Origin of the sequence: Streptomyces sp. NRRL F-525 (assembly GCF_000716605.1) — a bacterium.
In the GTDB taxonomy this organism is placed as follows: Bacteria; Actinomycetota; Actinomycetes; order Streptomycetales; family Streptomycetaceae; genus Streptomyces.
In genome coordinates this window covers 354,906-373,308 of sequence record NZ_JNXE01000001.1, presented here as the reverse complement: position 1 = coordinate 373,308, position 18,403 = coordinate 354,906, and the positions used below count along the sequence as shown (strand labels likewise).

At 70.6% G+C, this 18,403-nt stretch carries 13 protein-coding genes and 1 pseudogene; 3 read left to right on the top strand and 11 right to left on the bottom strand.

The features are described from left to right. Positions 1-133 precede the first annotated feature (133 nt). Together OO69_RS01655 and OO69_RS01650 are read right to left on the bottom strand one after the other, a co-directional pair. Positions 134-1,888 (bottom strand): hypothetical protein, encoded by a 1,755-nt coding sequence (locus tag OO69_RS01655; protein WP_106970945.1) that lies wholly within the window; start codon positions 1,886-1,888, stop codon positions 134-136. 197 nt (positions 1,889-2,085) lie between these two features. Further along, a complete protein-coding gene (locus OO69_RS01650; protein ID WP_199810859.1) occupies positions 2,086-2,955 on the bottom strand; it encodes a helix-turn-helix transcriptional regulator in 870 nt (289 codons plus the stop codon). Between the two features lie 158 nt (positions 2,956-3,113). On the opposite strand from OO69_RS01650, the gene OO69_RS01645 reads away from it, so the two are divergent. Then, on the top strand, positions 3,114-4,004 hold the full coding sequence (locus OO69_RS01645; protein WP_199810858.1) for an SDR family NAD(P)-dependent oxidoreductase: 891 nt from the start codon (positions 3,114-3,116) through the stop codon (positions 4,002-4,004). Here OO69_RS01645 and OO69_RS01640 read toward each other — a convergent pair. The 4 genes and pseudogenes from OO69_RS01640 to OO69_RS53465 all read right to left on the bottom strand — a co-directional run. Continuing rightward, the gene (locus tag OO69_RS01640; RefSeq protein ID WP_234444301.1) at positions 4,001-4,792 is read right to left on the bottom strand and encodes a DUF1963 domain-containing protein; all 792 of its coding nucleotides are present in this window, start codon (positions 4,790-4,792) and stop codon (positions 4,001-4,003) included. The genes OO69_RS01645 and OO69_RS01640 overlap by 4 nt on opposite strands. Before the next feature lie 67 nt (positions 4,793-4,859). Beyond that, entirely contained in the window at positions 4,860-5,735 is an 876-nt protein-coding gene (locus OO69_RS01635) for a PhzF family phenazine biosynthesis protein (RefSeq protein WP_033278491.1), read from the bottom strand. Between the two features lie 111 nt (positions 5,736-5,846). Beyond that, positions 5,847-7,595: an esterase gene (locus OO69_RS01630; protein ID WP_234444318.1), complete on the bottom strand. Its 1,749-nt coding sequence runs from the start codon at positions 7,593-7,595 to the stop codon at positions 5,847-5,849. Between the two features lie 381 nt (positions 7,596-7,976). Next, positions 7,977-8,219 (bottom strand): annotated as a pseudogene (locus tag OO69_RS53465) (protein kinase domain-containing protein); the annotation flags it as partial. A gap of 467 nt (positions 8,220-8,686) precedes the next feature. Between OO69_RS53465 and OO69_RS01625 the strand changes: the two are divergent. Next, a complete protein-coding gene (locus tag OO69_RS01625) occupies positions 8,687-9,793 on the top strand; it encodes a sugar ABC transporter substrate-binding protein (RefSeq protein WP_033278489.1) in 1,107 nt (368 codons plus the stop codon). 35 nt (positions 9,794-9,828) lie between these two features. Here OO69_RS01625 and OO69_RS01620 read toward each other — a convergent pair whose 3' ends face one another. From OO69_RS01620 to OO69_RS01605, 4 genes are read right to left on the bottom strand one after another with little or no spacing between them, the layout of a single operon-like run. Then, positions 9,829-11,208 (bottom strand): acyl-CoA reductase, encoded by a 1,380-nt coding sequence (locus tag OO69_RS01620; RefSeq protein WP_033278488.1) that lies wholly within the window; start codon positions 11,206-11,208, stop codon positions 9,829-9,831. Continuing rightward, positions 11,205-12,548 carry a hypothetical protein gene (locus tag OO69_RS01615; RefSeq protein WP_078652273.1) on the bottom strand — a complete coding sequence of 448 codons (1,344 nt, stop codon included), beginning with the start codon at positions 12,546-12,548 and terminating at the stop codon, positions 11,205-11,207. Before OO69_RS01615 ends, OO69_RS01620 begins: the two co-directional genes overlap by 4 nt. Before the next feature lie 18 nt (positions 12,549-12,566). Beyond that, positions 12,567-13,271, bottom strand: coding sequence for an ABC transporter ATP-binding protein (locus OO69_RS01610; protein ID WP_033278487.1), 705 nt, complete (start codon positions 13,269-13,271; stop codon positions 12,567-12,569). 21 nt (positions 13,272-13,292) lie between these two features. Next, positions 13,293-14,528, bottom strand: a complete 1,236-nt coding sequence (locus OO69_RS01605; protein ID WP_033278486.1) for an ABC transporter substrate-binding protein — start codon at positions 14,526-14,528, stop codon at positions 13,293-13,295. Between the two features lie 142 nt (positions 14,529-14,670). Here OO69_RS01605 and OO69_RS01600 point away from each other — a divergent pair, with 142 nt between their 5' ends. Beyond that, positions 14,671-17,367, top strand: a complete 2,697-nt coding sequence (locus OO69_RS01600) for an ABC transporter permease subunit (protein WP_033278485.1) — start codon at positions 14,671-14,673, stop codon at positions 17,365-17,367. A 233-nt stretch (positions 17,368-17,600) separates the two neighbouring features. Here the strand turns inward: OO69_RS01600 and OO69_RS01595 are convergent, their stop codons facing one another. Continuing rightward, the gene (locus tag OO69_RS01595; RefSeq protein ID WP_033278484.1) at positions 17,601-18,395 is read right to left on the bottom strand and encodes an SDR family NAD(P)-dependent oxidoreductase; all 795 of its coding nucleotides are present in this window, start codon (positions 18,393-18,395) and stop codon (positions 17,601-17,603) included. Positions 18,396-18,403: the final 8 nt, after the last annotated feature.

Here is an 18,403-nt window from a genome sequence, read left to right as displayed (position 1 = left end):
GGCGCGCGGCCGTGTCGGGTCGGGCGAGGCGGGGGTCCGCTCTCTCTTGCGTGGTTGCGCAATATAACAATCTCAGATGAGAACCCTGTAGGGCCTTTCTCATTTACGGGATATCCTTTTACGTCAAACTCGGTCAACTAATCGGAATCCGTGCGGTGGTGATGGTCATCGGGGTACCGGTCACGGCGATGAGGTAGAAGCGCGGATGCGACCCTCCCGGGGCCCGCCGCACACCGCCGGGCGGCTTCACCTCGTAGGTCGCGGAGGCGTGCGGGGCGAGGGTCGCGGGGCCTCCGGAGGCGGTCCACCAGTCGGAGGCGCCCTGTCCGAGGCGGCTGGCGAAGTGAGGGGTGAGCCGGGTGCCGGTGATGTTGACGACCCGGACCGCGAGACCGGTGATGTCCAGGTGGCCGGCCCGCTCCGCGAAGCTTGGTGTGACGTTCATCCTCAGCGGCGGAGCACTGGCCGCGGCGACCGCCGCGCACACCACGGCGGGCGTGACGAGTCCCGCCGCCAGGACGGCCTTGGCCCGGTGGCCGGTGATGTGCGGGATGCGGGGCTGCCAGGCGGAGGCGAACGCGGAGGCCGGGACGGTCGCGGCCGCCGCGAGCCACAGCGGGGTCATCATCAGGAAGTAGCCGTCCTGGGACCGGGTGGCCAGGTAGAAGCTGAGCCAGGGCAGCACGGTGATCGCCGGTCCGAGCCGCCTCACGAAGAGCAGCGTGGCGGCGAGCAGGCCGAACAGGAGCAGCTGGCTGCCGTAGGAGTAGTAGTCGAGGTGCCTGCTGCCCGCGGTGAAGTAGTACGAGATCCCCATGAGGCCCTGGCCGTGCAGGATCGCCTTCTGGGTGAGCGGGAGCAGCAGGCCGTGCAGCCAGGTGTGGAAGTCCTGGGTGGCGAAGTAGGCGTTGATCGCGGCCCAGGTGAGGGCGGCGGTGCCGGTGTAGCGGGCGATCACGCCGAGGGCGGGCCGGGGGCCGAGGTCGCCGCGGCGGACGGCGTAGAGGCCGATGAGGAGGAACGGTGTGAGGAACCAGGCGAGTTGCTGGGTGGCGCAGGCCGCGCCGAGGCAGAGAGCCTGGGCCACGCCGGGGAGTCCGAGCCGGCCGCCGGCTCCGGTGTCGGGCCAGCGGACCACCACCGGGATGAGGAGCGCCAGGGCGAGGACGGCGGGGTAGCCGGAGTAGGCGTAGCCCGGCAGGAAGCCGAAGCCGAGGCACACGGCGGTGGCGCCGGACCGCCAGGGCGCCGGGAGCAGCCACCACAGCAGGACGGCGCCCGCGAGCAGGGCGCCGGTGGTGACGAGGGTCGCGGCGGCCGTCGAGTGGACCACGGCGTGGACGGGGGCGGCGAGCAGCGCGGTCAGGGGCGGATAGCCGTAGGTGTAGTCGGCGCCGCCCGCCATGGTCTTCGTGATGCCGACCGACGAACGGTCGAACAGCCACGGCCAGGGCTGCCCGTAGATGGGGTGTCCGTGCAGGATCTCGTGGGCGGCCTGCGCGGTGAGGACGCCCTCGTCGGTGCCGGCGTGGTTGAGCCAGTACCCGCACAGCACCAGCACGACCGCGAGCACCAAAACGCCCGCGTCGACCCGGGTCAGGGCGCGCCGGGTGCGTGTGGTGAGGGCCAGCACGCCCGCGACGAGTATCCCGGCGTAGCAGACGGAGATGATCCCGGCGACGTCCGGGCGGGACGTCATCGCCCTCGTCCAGGCGTCGCGCGTGCCGATGAACAGGCTGATCGCGGCGATCAGCGTCATCCCCCGGTGCAGCTGCTGCGGTGCCGGGGCCTCGGTCGCGAGCGGCCGGGCCCACAACGGCCCCGCCATGGCAGGCGCGTCGCGCCGCCTCAGCCGCAGACCACCGCCGGCACGGGGACCGTCATCCATGGCGTCCTTCTCCTCGCTCCGTCCCGGTCGGTCGGCAGTTCACTCCGGGGCAACCTCCACTACACGTCGTAGAGGTGAAAGGAGCCGGCGAGGTTCACCGGCGGAAGGAAAGAGCTGGGGAAGAAAGTGAGGAAAGTGCCGACACGCAGGGCGCGTTGACGCTTCGGGCAGGGCCGTAGCCCTCGGTACTCGCAGGATCACTCGGTGTCGACGGCGAACCGGTCGGTGCCGAGCACGGTGAGGAGGGCGAGTTTCTCGTGGCTCTCCGTACCGGGGGTGGCGGTGAAGACGAGCAGTGACTGGCCCTGGTCCGGCTCCAGGAGGAGCTGGCAGTAGAGGTCCAGCCGGCCGACCTGAGGATGGACGAACCGCTTGGTCTCGCTCCAGCGCAGGCCCACCTCGTGCCGCTCCCACAGCCGGGCGAACTCGTCACTGGTGCGCCGCAGGACGTCCGCCAGGCCCGCCGCGGGCGAGCCGGGCCCGTCCCGGGTGACGGCGGCGCGCAGGAGCGCGACGTTGGTCCGGCTGTTGACGTCGTGGTCCTCGGGGTCGTAGCGCTCCCGCTCGGCCGGATCGGTGAACCAACGGTGCGTCGCGCTACGGGAGTTGCCCGTGTACCGAGTCTGCTCGCCGAGCAGCGCCACGGCGGACGGGGTCTGCAGCAGCGTCTCCCCCAGCGGTCCCATGACCTGCGCGGTGGTGTCGGCCAGGCCGTCCATGACCCGCATGAGGCCGGGGCTCACATGCTCAAGTCGCGCGCCCCGGCGGGCGGTTCGGTGTCCGGCGAGCAGGAACAGGTGATCGCGTTCGTCCGGGGTCAGCCGCAGGCCGCGGGCGATGGCGGCGAGCATCTGCTCCGAAGGCTGCGGCCCGTCGCCGCGCTCCAGCCGGGCGAAGTAGTCGGCGGACATGGTGCACAGCTCCGCCACCTCCTCGCGGCGCAGGCCCGGAGCACGCCGACGCTGCCCGCGGCGCAGCCCGACGTCCTCCGGTTGCAGGGCCGAGCGCCGGGTGCGCAGGAAGGCGCCGAGGGACGCGCGGTCGAACGTGTGGTCCATGGTTCTCATCGTCGGCCATGCGGTGCGGCTCAGCCACGACCTGGCGTTCAGTGGTTGCGGAGGTCCTTCCGGGGGTCGTGGCGGGGCGGGTTCACTGGCGAGGCGATCAGCGGTCAACCGTCAACGGTCAGCCGTCAGCCGTCACAGCGAACCAGGAGCCAACTCCCATGAGCCGTATGCCCAGTTGGACCGAGCAGGATCTCCCGGACCTCACCGGCCGTACGGTGGTGATCACCGGTGCCGGCCGCGGCCTCGGCCTGATCACGGCACGCGAACTCGCCCGCGTGGGTGCCCGCGTCTTGCTGGGGGTACGCGACACCGGCAAGGCCCGCAGCGCGGTCGCCGGTCTGCCCGGCACCTTCGACGTCCGACCGCTCGACGTGTCCGACCTGACCTCCGTACGCGCCTTCGCCGACGCCTGGTCCGGCGGCCTCGACATCCTGATCAACAACGCCGGCGTGATGGACATCCCGGCCGCGCGCACGGCCGACGGCCTGGACCTGCAGACCACCACCAACCACACCGGCCCCTTCCTGCTGACCAACCTGCTCCTCGGTCACATCACCGACCGCGTCGTGCACGTCACCAGCGAACTGCACAAGCAGGGCAGGCTCGACCTGGACGACCTCGACTGGCGCACCCGCAAGCACAACGGGATGCAGGCATACCAGGCGTCGAAGCTCGCGGTCGTCCTGTTCTCACTGGAGTTGCAGCGCCGGCTCACCGCCGCGAACAGCCCGGTCCGCTCGATCCTGGCCAGTCCGGGCATCGCCCGCACCTCACTGGCGGCCCACTCCCGGTCGAACGTCGTCAACCGGTTCACGTTCCTCACCAACGCCCCCGAGCGCGGAGCACTGTCCCTGCTCTACGCCGCGACGCAGGACGTCCCCGGCAACTCCTACGTCGGCCCGGACGGCCTGGGCGGCTTCCGGGGCTCCCCGGCCCTACGACGACAGAGCAAGGCCGGCTTGGACCCGGCCTTGGCCGGGCGGCTGTGGGACGCAACTGCCGACCTCGTAGGGGCAGTTGACGGCCGAGCCGCACGACGGGGTGCCTAGCACTGCTGCTCGTACTGGAGCCCGGTGTACCGCCGGGCCGCGATGTCCTCCCGGGTCCCGACGATCAGGTTCATCGTGAACACGTTGTAGTCGATCGCCTGCCCGGCCAACTGCGCGAAGAGGACGAGTTCGCCCGTGTCCGGTGCCATGTCCCACGGGTCGGAGAAGCCGCCGATCTGGACGCGGACGCCGGGGCGATGGCCGCCGTAGGCCAGGTCGAGGACGGCCTCCTCGAAACTGTGCAGCGCGTCCTGGCCGCCGTCGCCGTTTCCGTCGCCGTCGAGGAACGCGCCGATCTGCGGGCCCCCTTGCCACTCGCCGTCGAAGGTCAGCCCGGCCACGGGGTACAGGGTGCGTGGTTCATAGACCCTGGACCGCACGTCCTCACCGTCGAGTTGATATGTGGCGGGGCGCTCCGAGGTGCGTACCCCGGCAGGTATGTGGAGCACCGTGGACGACTCCGGCGGGTACTCGATCTCGGTGAAGAGCAACAGGTGCCCATCGGCAGGCAGTTCGATGTCCAGGACGTCGCGAGGCAGGGCCGCGCAGTCGACGCTCAGCGCCAACGGCTCATTCCCGTCGGGCCAGTTCACCCCGTCCGGCAGTGCGGGGAGCCCGCCCGTCCGTGCGGCGGGGCGGGCCGTTTCCCGACGGGACTCGGGCACTTGCTCGTACGGCACCAGGTAGAGACACGGCCGCGCGTGGGCCATCAACTCCCTTACGACTGGGGCGGGTACGCCGTGTTTGGCGGCCGTCTCAAGAAGGAGCTGTTCGTCGATCGCTGTCATGACCGGGATCGTGCCACGGGCCACTGACAACAGGTGCGTATCCCGGAGGCGGCCAGGGGCTCACCCTTCAGCCGATGCGTGTTCCCGCGCCGCCGACACGGACCCGCGGGTCGCCCGCGCGCAGGGTCACCGTGAGTTCGCCGGGGCGGCCGAGGTCCTCGCCCTGGTGCAGGGTGAGGACGGAGTCCTCGGGGACCAGGCCGAGTTGACGCGCGTACGCACCGAACGCGGCCGCCGCCGCGCCGGTCGCCGGGTCCTCGACGACTCCGCCGACGGGGAAGGGGTCACGGACGTGGAAGACGGTGGCCGACTCCCGCCACACCAACTGGACGGTGGTCAGGTCGAGTTGGTGCATCAGGGCTTCGAGGCGGGCGAAGTCGTAGGCGAGGTCCGCGAGTCGGGCGCGGGTCGCCGCCGCGAGGACGAGATGGCGGGCGCCCGCGAAGGCGATGCGGGGCGGGAAGGCGGGGTCGAGGTCGGCCTCCGGCCAGCCGAGCGCGGCGAGCGCCTCCGTGAGATCGGCGTCGGTGATGTCCTCGAGGTGCGGTTCGACGCTGGTGAGCGTGGCCCGGAGCGTCCCGTCCTCCTCGACCACCTCCACCGGCACGGTGCCGGCGCGTGTCGCGAACACCAGCTCCCCTGGGCCCACCCGTTCGGCGAGCGCCAGGGCGGTCGCGACGGTGGCGTGCCCGCAGAACGGCACCTCGGCCTTGGGACTGAAGTACCGGATGGTGTACGCCCGCCCGTCCTCGGCGCCGAGACCCTCCGGGGGCGCCGTCAGGAACGCGGACTCCGAGTATCCGAGGTCGGCGGCGATGGCCAGCATGGCGCTGTCGTCCAGAGCGGTGGCGTCCAGGACGACACCCGCGGGGTTTCCACCGGCGGGGTCGCTGGAGAAGGCTGTGTAGCGCAGGATCTCGGGGCGTGGCGCAGTCGTCGTCATGATCGTGGCAACCGGGGTGGGGCCGCGGCCATTCCCGCACGCGAGCGGAGACGATGCCGGGCGCCCGACCGAAAGTCGCCGGTCGGGCGCCCGGGGTGTCCTAGTCGCCGGTCACTTCTTGACCACGGACTCCACCCAGCTGATGAAGTTGGTCGTCGCGTCGCCGGTGCGCTCGGCCATGGTGTGCGCCATGGCCCACACGGTGGCGAAGTCGACGTCGCGGATGCCGTAGTTCAGCAGGGCCAACTGGACGTTGATCTCGGTGGTGTTGGCCGTGTCGCCCTGCATGATGCCGGTGCGGATGCGCCAGTGCCGCGCCACCTTCGACTGCCGGTAGCCGGCGAACGCGGGCGAGAGGAAGTACAGCGGGTTGTACGCGTCGCCCCGCCAGGCCATGTCCTTGCCGACGCTGTCCTTCTTGGCGAAGTCGCTGTCGTAGGCCGAGGAGCCGTAGGCGGAGTCCCAGTCGGAGTACGTGGCGTACGTCGTCTCGTTCGCCTTGATGACGTCACGCGTGAGCGGCGCGAAGTGCGACGGGGCGTTGAGTCCCATCGCGAAGACGCTGTTCTCGCCCTGCCCGCGGGAGTATCCGTCGAACGCGCCGACCGGCTTGTTCGCGGTCTTCTGGCTGTTCACGAAGCCTTCGAGGCCGGACACCGTGGCGGTGTTCGTCGTGGCGTCGTAGGTGACCCAGGTGCTGCCGGTGTTGAGGTAGGCGATGTAGTCGGCGACCGTCTCGTACGTGGTCGAGGTCCCCGTCTGGCCCGATCCGGGCGGGCCGCCCTGGGTCGTGATGGTGTACGGGAAGGTGTTGTCCGACAGGAAGTTGTTCAGCGAGGTGGTGATCACCCCGATCAGGTGGTCGTAGTAACTGCCGGACAGATACGTGCCGTTGCTGGACTCGGTCAGCCGCAGGCGCCTGCCGTGCTCGTCGCGCAGGCCCAGGCGGTTGAGGTACTTGGGCCAGGCCTTCGCGAGGTCCGCCGAGTAGGCGCTGGTCCACGTGGTGGACGCGCGCGTGCCGGTCGAGGCGAACTGGCCCATGTTCCACTCGTAGGACAGGTTGGCCTCGGCGAGGTCGGTGATCGGGCACCAGGCCATGACACCGGCGACCGCGTCGCTGAGCGGCCGGCCCTGGGCGTCCTCCATCGCCGCGCCGATCGTGCGCAGGTACGGCTCGAACAGGGGGCTGTCGCCGGAGGTGCCCGCCACGGTGTCCTGGGCGCCGCCGCCGCTCATGCCGAACAGGACGATGTCGTCCGTGCTGCCGGGCAGGACTCCGCTGTTGTACCGGAGGAAGCGGACCGCGGCCTTGAGGTCGGTCACGCCCCAGGGGGCCGCGTCGGAGCGGGTGCTGGTCGAGCTGTCCCGGCCGCGCAGGCCCGGCCACACGTAGACGAGCCCGGCCTCCAGGTACGCCGACACGCTGGTGTAGCTGTAGGACGTGGCCGGCGCCTGCTGGGCGTAGCCGGGGGTGTTGACCGGGATCACGATCGGCGCCGTGCGGCCCGAGTACGCGCCGACGGTGCCCTTCGGGTTGGCCTTCGCGGTGTACGTGGTCCCGTCGCTGTTCGCGGTGGCCGTCAGGTAGGCGCCCGGCACATAGATCGACAGGTTCTCGTAGTCCGTCGCAGCCGGGTTCGCGACGTACACCTTCCCGATCTGGTAGTACACGTCGTTGGTCGCGTCGTACGACCAGGCCGTGGGGTCGAGCTCCAGCGAGTACGCCGAGGACGTGCTCGACGAACTGCTCGACGACGAGGTGGCGGCGAACGCCGTGCCCGCCGTGCCCTCGGCGACTCCGAACGTGGCCAGGGCTGCGACGCCCGTGGCACTGCGGATGACCGTTCTGCGGTTCATGTCCACCCGTGGACCTCCTTGTACAGCGAGTTGCGTGGTCACAGCCGTACTTGGGCACCACCCCGGCGACGCCGCGGGCAAGTCTGGCTGTGCGGCTCGTACGAGTCCCAGACTGTAGGCGGGGACCCTGAGCCGGAGCCGGGAATTGTTAACAATTTCGATGATAATTTTGTTAGAAGACGTCGGCGCGCCGACAATTCGGTCGCGGTGAAGCGCTCGAAACCCGCGTCGGGGTACGCGGCGACCCGGGTGCCGTCGACGGCGAGCTCCACCTTCAGGCCCAGGAACCCTTCCAGTAGCCGAACGGACCGGCTCCGGCACCGAGTTGAGATCCGCGTCGCGGGTGCACACGGCGACGAGCACCTCGTAGTCGCCCTCCCCGTCGAAGGGGTGCCGACCCGTGGCGGCGAAGTACAGCGTGCCGCCGAGGGAGAACACGTCGGAGGCGGCGGCGACCGGGAGCGACTTGACCTGCTCGGCGACATGTACGTGGGCGATCCCGAAGTCGATGATCCTCGGTCCGTCCGGGGAGAGCAGGATGTTGGACGGTTTGATGTCCCGGTGCACGACGCCCGCCCGGTGCACCTGTGCCAAGGCGTGCGCGACGGCCAGCCCCAGGGCCACTCCCTGTCCGCCCCGCCCCGCCCCCGGATCATGGCGACCCCCTTCAGCGTGTCGGCAACTCCCGGCCCCGACAGGCCTCTTGGCGCGGAACGGAAGTTTCGGGCATCGGCGCGGTGCCGCTGGACGACGGAACCGTAGACCCCAACACCCGCTGCGGCCCACGCGTCTCAAACCGGGTCACCGAAGCCGCCACAACCTCTCCCCGTGATCGCCACCCCGTCCACATCAAGGAAGTGCGACGGTGGCGACCGGAGACAGGAATCGCACAGGCGAAGGAGCAACTCCCGGTCGCGGAGGCCGAATCGAAGCCGCCCTGCCCCCGCGGACGCAGGGGACAAGTCCCCCCGCCTGACAGCCACTTCTCACCCGACACCGGACTTCAACGCCCCCCAAAGACACCCGGCCCCCCTCCCCCACACACTCGAAAGGCGCCTCACGTGAGCGCTCCCGCCCTCTGTGGAATCCCCGTGCGTCACCTCGCGACGGCACTGACCGCCTCCGCGTCCGCCCTCGCGCTCACCGCGTGCGGCGTCGTCGACGGAGTCGTCGGAAGCGATGGTTCCGCTTCTCCGAAGAAGGGCGACGACATCACGGTGGGACTGCTCCTGCCCGACAAGGACACCGCACGCTTCGAGGCCTTCGACCACCCCGTCATCGTGAAGGAGGTCGCCGCCCTCACCAACGGCAAGGGCAAGGTCGTCTACGCCAACGCCGAGGCGAGCGAGGCGAAGCAGAGCCGGCAGTTCCAGCAGATGGTGGACCGGAAGGTCGACGTCATCCTGGTGGACGCGCTGAACTCCAAGGCCATCGCGCCGGACGTCCGGAAGGCGAAGGACGCCGGCATCCCCGTCATCGCCTACGACCGGCTCGCGGAGGGCCCGATCGCCGCGTACGTCTCGCACGACAACGAACTCGTCGGCGAGATCCAGGCCCGCGCCCTCATCACGGCGCTCGGGAGCAAGGCGGCTGTCAGCAAGGTCGTCATGATGAACGGCGACCCCGCCGACACGAACTACGCGAAGTTCAAGGACGGTGCCCTCGGCGAACTCAAGGACAAGGTGAAGATAGCCAAGGAGTACGACACCGCGGCGTGGTCGCCCGCGGTCGCCGAGGCGAACATGAAGAAGGCGATCAAGGCGGTCGGCCTCGACGACATCGCCGCGGTGTACGCGGCCAACGACGGACTGGCGGGCGCCGTCATCAAGGCCCTGAAGGACGCGGGCGCGACCAAGATCCCGCCGGTGACGGGCCAGGACGCGAATCTGGACGCGGTGCAGCGGATCGTCTCGGGCGAGCAGTACATGACCGCGTACAAGCCGTTCCCCGAAGAGGCCACCCGGGCCGCGGAGATGGCGGTGTACAAGGTCCAGGGCCGCGACATCCAGTTCGACGCGCTGACCCGCGACACGGTCGACAGCCCCACGGAGGAGAAGATCCCCGCGATGCTGGTACCGGTGGTCTCGCTCACGAAGGACAACATCAAGGACACCGTGATCGCGGACGGCATCTACACCGTCAAGGACATCTGCACCCCGGAGTACGCGGCGGCCTGCGCGGCGATCGGGCTGAAGTAGCAGCCGTGCTCCCGCCGGGTCGCGGGGCCGCCGCGTCACTCGTCGTTCACCCAGCGCATGAGGCGTTGCAGCGGGTAGAAGCCGTCGTGGGAGAGGCCCGGCGGCATTCCGCCCGCCCTGCCGAGGGAGACCACGCGCTGGACTCCGGCGCAGGCGAGGGCGTCGCGCAGTTCCGCCTTGCGGGTGTCCGGGTACACGCCGACCGTCTGCGTGGCGACTCCGGCGTGTGCGACGGCTTCCGTCAACGCGCCGACGGGGACGACGTCGACGATCTTTCCGTCGGGGTGGAAGTCGACCGGTTCGGGCGAGCGGATGACCAGGCCCCGGCCGTCGTAGCCGCCCCACACCCGGTAGTCGGGTGTCAGGGAGCGCAGGACGTCGATCTCCTCGCGGAGTCCGGCGGCGACCCGCGGACCGTCGGCCGAGCTGAACTCCCTTGCCACGCCGAGGCGTTCGCACAGCAGGGCGGCGTAGCGGTCGGCGTCCTCCCAGGAGCCCTCGACGAACTGGAAGCGGCTGGCCACGCAGGCCTGTTGGTTGAAGAAGGTGGCGTCGGCGGCGCCCGCGTCGGCGGCTCGGGCGAGAGTCTCGGGGGACTCGAACGCCTCGCGGCCGATCAGCGAGATGGAGGTCTTGGGGTCGAAGGAGACGAGCTCGAATCCCGGACCGACATACCGCAGTGCCCCGCGGATCGTGGCCTCGCCGCCCCAGGCGACCAGCTTGTCGAAGAACTGCGGGCGGAACAGCACGCTCTCCACGGCCTCGTCGCCGCCGCGCCAGTACACCGCGGAGAACGAGCGCACCACGGGGTGGCCGGGGGCGACCGCCGCCATCGTGCGCAGGATCGCGGTCGCGGTGAACAGGTCGTTCGAGGGCAGTTTCAGCAGGTTGACGCCCTTGGCGAGGGCGCCGCGCACGACGGACATCGCGGCGACGCCGGGGGCGTTGCCCGCGATGATGTGCACCAGGCGCGGCGGGAACGCGCGGGTGGCCGCGGTCCGGTTCTCGGGCAGGCGTACCTCGCGCCAGCCGTCGAGCACGTCCGCTCCGCCGAGTTCGTGGTCGATCTGGGCGTACAGGCCCGGCCGTTGGAAGCTGCGCCACAGCACGGCGTAGGCGCGTTCGAGGACCTCGGCGGGCAGGGGGCTGACCGGGATCATCCGGTCGAGGGCCTCGGCGAGCAGGCCCTCGCGGTCGGCCTTGAGTGCCTCGCCGGTCTCCACCAGCAGGTCGACGATCTCCGCGACGGGCACGTGGAAGGCGGGGCCGGGTTCGGTGCGGGGCCAGACGAGGCGGTCCAGGTCGAGGGCCGGTGCGGTGAAGGCCGAGCCGGCGCGGCCGTGGCCGACGGGCGCGCCGTGATCGACCTCGCCGCGTATGACGTGCACGACCTCGGTGTCGGTCGAGGTGCTCATCCGTGGATCATCCCCCGCACATAGGAGTCGAGTGTCGCGGCGCAGGTGATCTTGTCCTCGCCGCCCAGGTCGCCGTAGCGCCGGATGTCCGGGAGGACGGTCGGTCCCGGTCGGCCGCAGTCGCACGGCGAGAAGTCGACGAAGACGCGGTCGCCGCTGATCAGCCCGCCCCACCGGCCCTCCAGCGAGACGTCCAGGAAGGCGAACCGCCCCTCCACCACGCCCTGTTCGGTGTTCAGCAGCTTCTCGCCCGGCTCGTCCAGGACCAGGGGGATCACCCACGGCGGCACGTGGTAGTTGCCCGACTCGCAGGCCAGGCAGGAGCCCTGGAGTTCCGTCATGCCGTAACTGCGCACGCGCCGTACGCCGTCGTAGAAGGCGGCGAACTGCTCCTGGTAGTCGTCGGGCAGGACCCCGTTCTTGTTGCCGCCGCCGCTGAGGACCAGAGTGTCCGGGTGCAGGCTCCCGTCGGGTACGCCCAGGGCGCGCAGGGCCTGGATCAGGGTGAACTGCTGGTTGTTCATCCCGGCGATCAGCAGCGGCTCGGTCCGGTGCGCGGCGATGTCGTCGACGATCTGGGTGACGGCCGCGCCGAGTTCCCGCTCGCGCGTTCCGGACGCGGCCTCGAAGGAGCTGATCTCCTGCGGGGTCGCGGTGCCCTCCGCCATGCGGCGGCGCAGCAGGGCGCTGCTCATCAACTCCGAGACCCGCATGGGGTCCTCGGTCAGCAGTCGGGTCTCGCCGGGCCGGACGAAGACCTCGGCGTGCCAGCGGTAACCGTCGATGGAGCGCATCGGACCGCTCGCCGGTGCCAGGAGGTAGCCGCGGCGGGTCTGCGCGGGCGGCAGCGGGTCGGGCCAGCAGGTGAGGTTCTCCAGGATGTCGTGCAGGAAACTCAGGTCGCTCGCGGCGCAGTTGAGGAAGGAGACCTTTCCCGAGGTGCCGCTGGTGATGTACGGGCGGTGGCCGGCGGCGGTGACGCGGTCGGTCCATTCGTCGATGTCGGTCACGCCCTCGACGTCGACGTCGCCCGGCTCGACCACCGACACCGTCGAGTACCAGCGCAGGAGCCGGTCCCACCGGCCGCCGGTGATGAGGGAGAGGGGGTACGACTTGTAGCTGGTGTGGGAGAAGAGCAGGGGGACGAGATCGTCGGGGCTCTCGATCCCGTGGACGCCGCTCTCCTCCGCCCGGGTGCGCAGCAGCGGAATGCGTTCGCGGTGGGCCGCGAAGGCCTCGCGTGCCGCGTCGAGCTGCAACTCCCGCAGCTCCCGGGCGGGTTGGTCGAATGTGTCACCGGACCGGACCATGGCCCGGATCTGCTCACGTGCGCTGGGCACGGCAACCACCTCCATCAGTCATGAGGACGGGTTCTTCGCGAGATAGGAGGACTCGATGGCGTCGAGGTCCCCGCGCAGTTCCTTCGGGGTGCCGGTCATGACGACCCGGCCTCGGCGCAGTACGTAGACGCGGTCGGCGATGTCGAGCACCTTGCGCACGTGCTGTTCGACCAGCAGTGCGCCCAGCCCCTGGTCGGCCGCCTCGCGGACCGCCCGCAGGAGCCGGTCGACGACCAACGGGGCGAGGCCCAGGGAGAGTTCGTCGGCCAGGAGGAGCCGGGGGGTACGGCACAGGGCGCGCGCCAGCGACAGCATCTGCTGCTCGCCGCCGGACAGCATGCCCGCGCCGGTCCTGAGGCGTTTCTCGAGTTCGGGGAAGAGCGCGACGGCCTGGTCCGGCGGTACGCGCCCGACCCGTAGGTTGTCGGTGGTGTCGAGGCGGGTGAAGACCGCGCGTTCGCCGACGTAGGCGAGGCCCTCGCGGGCGCGGCGGTGCAGGGGTGCGTGGCCGGGGGTGCCCAGCCAGCGGACCTCGCCGCTCATCGGGGTCAGGTCGCCGGACAGCGCCCTGAGGGTGGTGGTCTTGCCCGCGCCGTTGGGGCCGAGCAGGGCGACGACCTCGCCCGGCCGGACCTCCAGGTCGAGGTCGCTCACGACGGGTCGGCTGCCGTATCCGGCGGACAGGGCGCGGGTCGCTATCAGGGGCACAGCGGTGTCGGACACGGGGTTGCTCCTCAGCCGGGCTCAGCCGTGCGACGCGGCCGTCAGCACCTTGCGGACGTCGACGAAGGTGGACCCGGCCTTGGCCCACTCGATCTTCCCGTCGCGGATGGTCAGTTCGGTGGCGGTCGTGTTGTGGATGCGGTCGAGTCCCTTGATCGGCAGGGCGGTCGACGCCTTCCAGTTCAGGGGCGGGGTCAGGCCTCCGGTGTCGATGCCGTCGGTGGTGTTCAGCTCCTGCACCAGCGCCTTCGCCGAGATCGTCGGCAGCTTCTTGGCGGCCTCGGTGAAGACCTTGAAGGCCACCCAGGTCGTGGCGTTGGCGCCGTTGGTGGTGTCGATGTCCTTGCCCTTGGCCGCCGCGACGAAGTCCTTCCAGACGGCGTCGGAGGTCGGCGGGTAGTAGCCGGTGATCGCGGCGCCTTCCAACGGGCTGCCGCTGCCGCCGGTGCTCGCGGCCAGTTGCGGGGTGAGGTTGCCGACCACGCTGGCGAGCTTGGTCTTGTCGCCGGACTGGACGTACGACTTCACGAACAGGTCGGAGGCGGTGCCCAGGATGACGCTCACGCAGTCGCTGCCCTTGGTGGCGGCGACCTGCGGGGCGAGGTCGGTGGCGGTGAGCGGCACCTTGAGGTCCTTGGGCGGCGCCCCTCCGGCGGAGGTCACGCCCAGAGTGAGGAACTGGGAGACCACGGCGGCCGCGGCCACGTCGTACCGTACGCCGGTGATCTTCTTGCAGCCCTGCTCCACCAGCTGCCGGCCGTGCGCGGCGAACACCACCGGGGTGCCGCCGTTGACCGGGAATGACAGCGGGTTGGAGAACTCCGCCGCGGAGACCCCGGTGCCGCCGATGTAGGGGATGCCGGCCTTCTGCAGGATGGGCATGTAGCGGTCCCCGGCGAGGCTGTATGAGCCCACGACCGCGGCCACCTTGTCGGCGACGGCCTGCTGGGCGCACTTCTCGGCTTCGTCGGGGTCGCCCTTCTCGTTGCAGAACTCGACCTTCAGGGGCCCTCCCTTGATCCCGCCGTTGGCGTTGATCCACTTCTCGTAGGCCGTGGCGGTGAGGTGGATCCCGGGCTGGGCGCTGCCCTGGGTGTTCTCCGGCGCCCAGACCATCACCTTGACCGGGGTGCCCTTGAGCGAGGAGGTCTCGGCCGAGCTGCTGGCCGCCTCTCCCCCGCATCCTGCGGCGAGCAGGGCTCCGGTCACCGCGAGACAGCTGGCTACGGCGCTTCTGCGTCGGCGTGAGTCGTTCATGGTCCCTCCGGGGCTCGCGCCCAAAGTGGGCGACGTCGAGATGCCGAACAGCATGGGGCGCATTTTTGGGTTAGTGAAGTACTCTCGGCACAATTATTTAAATGAATGCACTGTCTCGTCCCGTGTCTGGGAGGTTCCTCGGATGGACGACGTCCTGCGTTTCGCGCTGCTCGGCCTGGGGCTCGGCGCCCTCTACGCGCTCACCGCACACGGCATCGTGCTGGTCTACCGGGGCTCCGGAGTCCTGAACTTCGCGCACGGCGCGATCGGGATGGCCGGCGCCTACGTCCAGTGGGAACTCGCCGTCAACCACGGCGTGCCGTACTGGCCTGCCACCGCGTGCGGCGTGCTCACCTCCGCCGTACTGGGCGTGCTCACCCACCTGTTGGTGATCCGCCCGCTGCGCAGGGCGTCCACCCTGGCCCGGCTGGTCGGCACCCTCGCGGTGTTCATCGTGCTCACCGCTATCGCCGTCAAGCGCTACGGCGACAGCCTGCAGCTGGTGCCGGGGAAGCTGCCCACCCGGCTGCTCACGATCGCCGGTGCGACGGTCTCCGAGGACCGCGTCTGGCTGCTCGGCATCGCGATCGCCGTGACGGCCGTGCTCCATCTCCTGTACCGGCGCACCCTGTTCGGCCTGGGCACCACCGCGGTCGCCGAGAACGAGGGTGCCGCCGCCGCGCTCGGCTGGTCCCCGGACCTGATCGCCGCCGGCAACTGGGCACTGGGCTCCGCGCTCGCGGGCCTCACCGCCATCCTGATCGTGCCGGTGATCGGCCTGTCGGTGACCGGGCTGACCACGCTGCTGCTGAGTGCGCTGGCCGCCGCCCTGGTCGGCAGGTTCTCGTCGTTCCCGATCACCCTGGCGGGCGGTCTCGTCATCGGGGTCGCACAGTCCGAACTCACCCGCTTCGGCTCGGGCGTCACCGGGCTAGCCTCCTCGGTGCCGTTCCTCTTCATCGCCCTGGTACTGGTCGCGCGCGGCCGGGCGCTGCCGCTGCGCGGCACGTTCCTCGACCGCCTCCCGGCACTGGGCACCGGCAAGGTGCGCCCGGTCCCGCTCGCCCTGACCGTCGTGATCGCCCTGGTGCTGGTGAGCCTGTCCACCCCACTGTGGGCCGACGCGATCACCAGCACCCTGGTGCTCTCTCTGATCATCCTGTCGATCATCGTGGTCACCGGCTACGCGGGGCAGGTGTCGCTCGCGGCCTACGCCCTCGCCGGGACCGGCGCCTTCATCGCCGGGCACGCGGCGGCAGACTGGGGCTGGCCCTTCGAACTGGCTCTGCTGGCAGGCGTGTTGGGCACCGTCCCGATCGGCCTGCTGTTCGCGTTGCCGGCCGTGCGCACCCGCGGGGTCAATCTCGCGATCATCACGCTCGGGCTCGGCACCACCCTGGAGGCGATGGTCTTCCAGAACACCGACCTGTCGACGACACCCGGCAGCGACGGCATCGCGGTGGGCAGGCAGACGCTCTTCGGCATCAGCATCTCCGGGGTCGACCATCCACAGCGGTACGCCGCCGTGGTCCTGGTCCTGTTCGTCGCCGCCACGCTCGTGGTCGCCAACGTCAGGCGCGGCCGCACCGGCCGCCGGCTCATCGCCGTACGGGCCAACGAACGGGCCGCGGCCGCCCTCGGCATCGACGTCCGGGCGGCCAAGCTCTACGCCTTCGGCCTGTCCTCGGCCATCGCCGCGCTCGCCGGAGTACTGACCGGATTCCGCTCGACCTCGGTCGTCTTCTCCGACTTCGCGAGCTTCGACTCCGTCACCGCGCTCGGGCTCGCCGTCATCGGCGGTGTCGGCTTCCTCGTCGGGCCGCTGTTCGGCGCCACGTTCGCCGCGGGTACGGTCGGCGCCCGGTTCGGGGACCTGGTGGTGCCCGGGCTGAGCGAGTGGATGCCGCTGATCGGCGGGATCATCCTGGTGCTGACCCTGGTGGGCAACCAGGACGGCATCGGAAAGGAACTCGGCAAGCAGGCAAGGGGACTTGAGCGAAAGCTGCGCCCGCAGCGCGCTGCCACCGTGCCCGAGGAGGAAACAGCCCCCCTACCGGACGTCCCCCGCGCCGCGCCCCTCCCCCTGCAGGTACGCGACCTCACTGTCCGCTACGGCGGTGTCGTCGCCGTCGACGGGCTCTCGCTGGACGTCGAACCGGGCCGGGTGGTGGGTCTCATCGGCCCCAACGGCGCCGGCAAGACCTCCGCCATCGACGCCGTCACCGGCTTCACCCGGGCCGCTTCGGGCAGTGTCCGCCTCGGGGAGCGGGACGTGACCCGGGTGCCTGTGCACCGGCGGGCCGGGGCCGGGCTGAGCCGGTCCTTCCAGTCGCTGGAGCTGTTCGAGGACATGACGGTGCTGGACAATCTCTACGCCGCCTGCGAGCGGCCGGGCCGATGGACCTGGCTCACCGACCTGATCCGTCCCGGCAGCCGCCCGCTGCCCGCCCAAGTACTCGTCGCAGTAAAGGAGTTCGGGCTGCAGGACAGTCTGACCAGGCCGGTGGGCGACTTGTCGTACGGCGAGCGGCGGTTGCTGGCGATCGCGCGGGCGGTGGCGACCTCGCCGTCGGTACTGCTGCTGGACGAACCGGCGGCGGGGCTGTCCGACGACGAGACACGGGAGTTGGCCGAGCTGGTCCGGCGGTTGGCCGAGGACTGGGGCATGGGGGTGCTGCTCGTCGAGCACGACGTCGACATGGTGATGAGCGTCTGTGACCAGGTCGTGGTGCTGGACTTCGGCCGCCGGATCTGTGCCGGCACCCCGGACGAGGTGCGCCGCGATCCGGCGGTCCGGGCGGCCTATCTGGGCGACCTGGAGCCGGAGACGACGGCTTGAGAGCAGACGGCGTCACGACACGGCCGGCCCGCGGCGTCTGGCGGACGCTGTCGGCCCATCCCGTCAGCGGGCCCGGGTGACCCGGTACAGCTGAGAAAGCGTGACACTTTCGCGAGAAGTGTCACGCTTTTTCGGAAGGGTGCCTGCCCCGGCCGCACCGGATTCGCCAACAGCGTCCGCGAGACGCGGCGTTCGCACGCCGACTCCCGGAGGTCCGCCCCGACGGGACCGCGTCACGCCTCGCGCAGGTCCGCCACGTACGGCGCGTGGGACAGCAGTCCGCCGTCCACCCGCAGGGTGTGCCCGGTGACGAAGGCGGACTCGTCGGAGGCGAGGAAGACGACCGCCGACGCGACGTCCTCCGGCCGGCCGAGGCGCGGGGTGAGGTGATGGCGGAGCATCTTCTCCCGGATCGCCCCGTGCGCCGAACCGGCGCTGGCCGGGGTGACGATGAACCCCGGGGCGATGGCGTTGCAGCGCACCCCCTGCTTGCCGTACTGGGTGGCGACGTACTGCGTGAGGTTGATGAGGGCGGCCTTCGAGGCGCCGTACGCGGGATTGCGCAGGTCGCCCGTGAGACCGGCGCCGGACGAGGTGTTGATGATGGATCCGGCGCCGCGGGCGATCATGTGCGGGACGGCGGCCTGGATCGCGACCATCGTGCCGCGCAGGTTGATCCGCATGGTGTCGTCCCAGACCGCCGGGTCGGCGTCCAGGACGGCGAGGTCCTGGCGGGCGGCCAGATGGGTGGCCGCCGCGTTGTTGTGCAGGACGTCGAGACCGCCGTACGTGTCAACTGCCGTGGCCACCATGGCCCGTACGGAGTCGATGTCGCCCAGGTCGACCGGGACCGCCGTGGCGGAACCGCCGGCCGCCCGGATCTCCTCCGTGACCGCCTTGGCACCGTCGAGATTCAGATCCGCCACGACCGTGTGGGCGCCCTCGGCCGCCACGCGGCGGGCGGTGGCGGCACCGATGCCGGACGCGGCTCCGGTCACGATCACGATCTTGTCGTCGAGTCGTCCCATGACTCAAC

Excerpts from the sequence above, each read along its gene's own strand:
- OO69_RS01645 (WP_199810858.1), top strand. The coding sequence starts at position 3,114 with ATGAGCCGTATGCCCAGTTGGACCGAGCAGGATCTCCCGGACCTCACC.
- OO69_RS01655 (WP_106970945.1), bottom strand. The coding sequence starts at position 1,888 with ATGGATGACGGTCCCCGTGCCGGCGGTGGTCTGCGGCTGAGGCGGCGC.
- OO69_RS01600 (WP_033278485.1), top strand. The coding sequence starts at position 14,671 with ATGGACGACGTCCTGCGTTTCGCGCTGCTCGGCCTGGGGCTCGGCGCC.
- OO69_RS01630 (WP_234444318.1), bottom strand. The coding sequence starts at position 7,595 with ATGAACCGCAGAACGGTCATCCGCAGTGCCACGGGCGTCGCAGCCCTG.
- OO69_RS01605 (WP_033278486.1), bottom strand. The coding sequence starts at position 14,528 with ATGAACGACTCACGCCGACGCAGAAGCGCCGTAGCCAGCTGTCTCGCG.
- OO69_RS01635 (WP_033278491.1), bottom strand. The coding sequence starts at position 5,735 with ATGACGACGACTGCGCCACGCCCCGAGATCCTGCGCTACACAGCCTTC.
- OO69_RS01620 (WP_033278488.1), bottom strand. The coding sequence starts at position 11,208 with ATGAGCACCTCGACCGACACCGAGGTCGTGCACGTCATACGCGGCGAG.
- OO69_RS01640 (WP_234444301.1), bottom strand. The coding sequence starts at position 4,792 with ATGACAGCGATCGACGAACAGCTCCTTCTTGAGACGGCCGCCAAACAC.
- OO69_RS01595 (WP_033278484.1), bottom strand. The coding sequence starts at position 18,395 with ATGGGACGACTCGACGACAAGATCGTGATCGTGACCGGAGCCGCGTCC.
- OO69_RS01650 (WP_199810859.1), bottom strand. The coding sequence starts at position 2,955 with ATGAGAACCATGGACCACACGTTCGACCGCGCGTCCCTCGGCGCCTTC.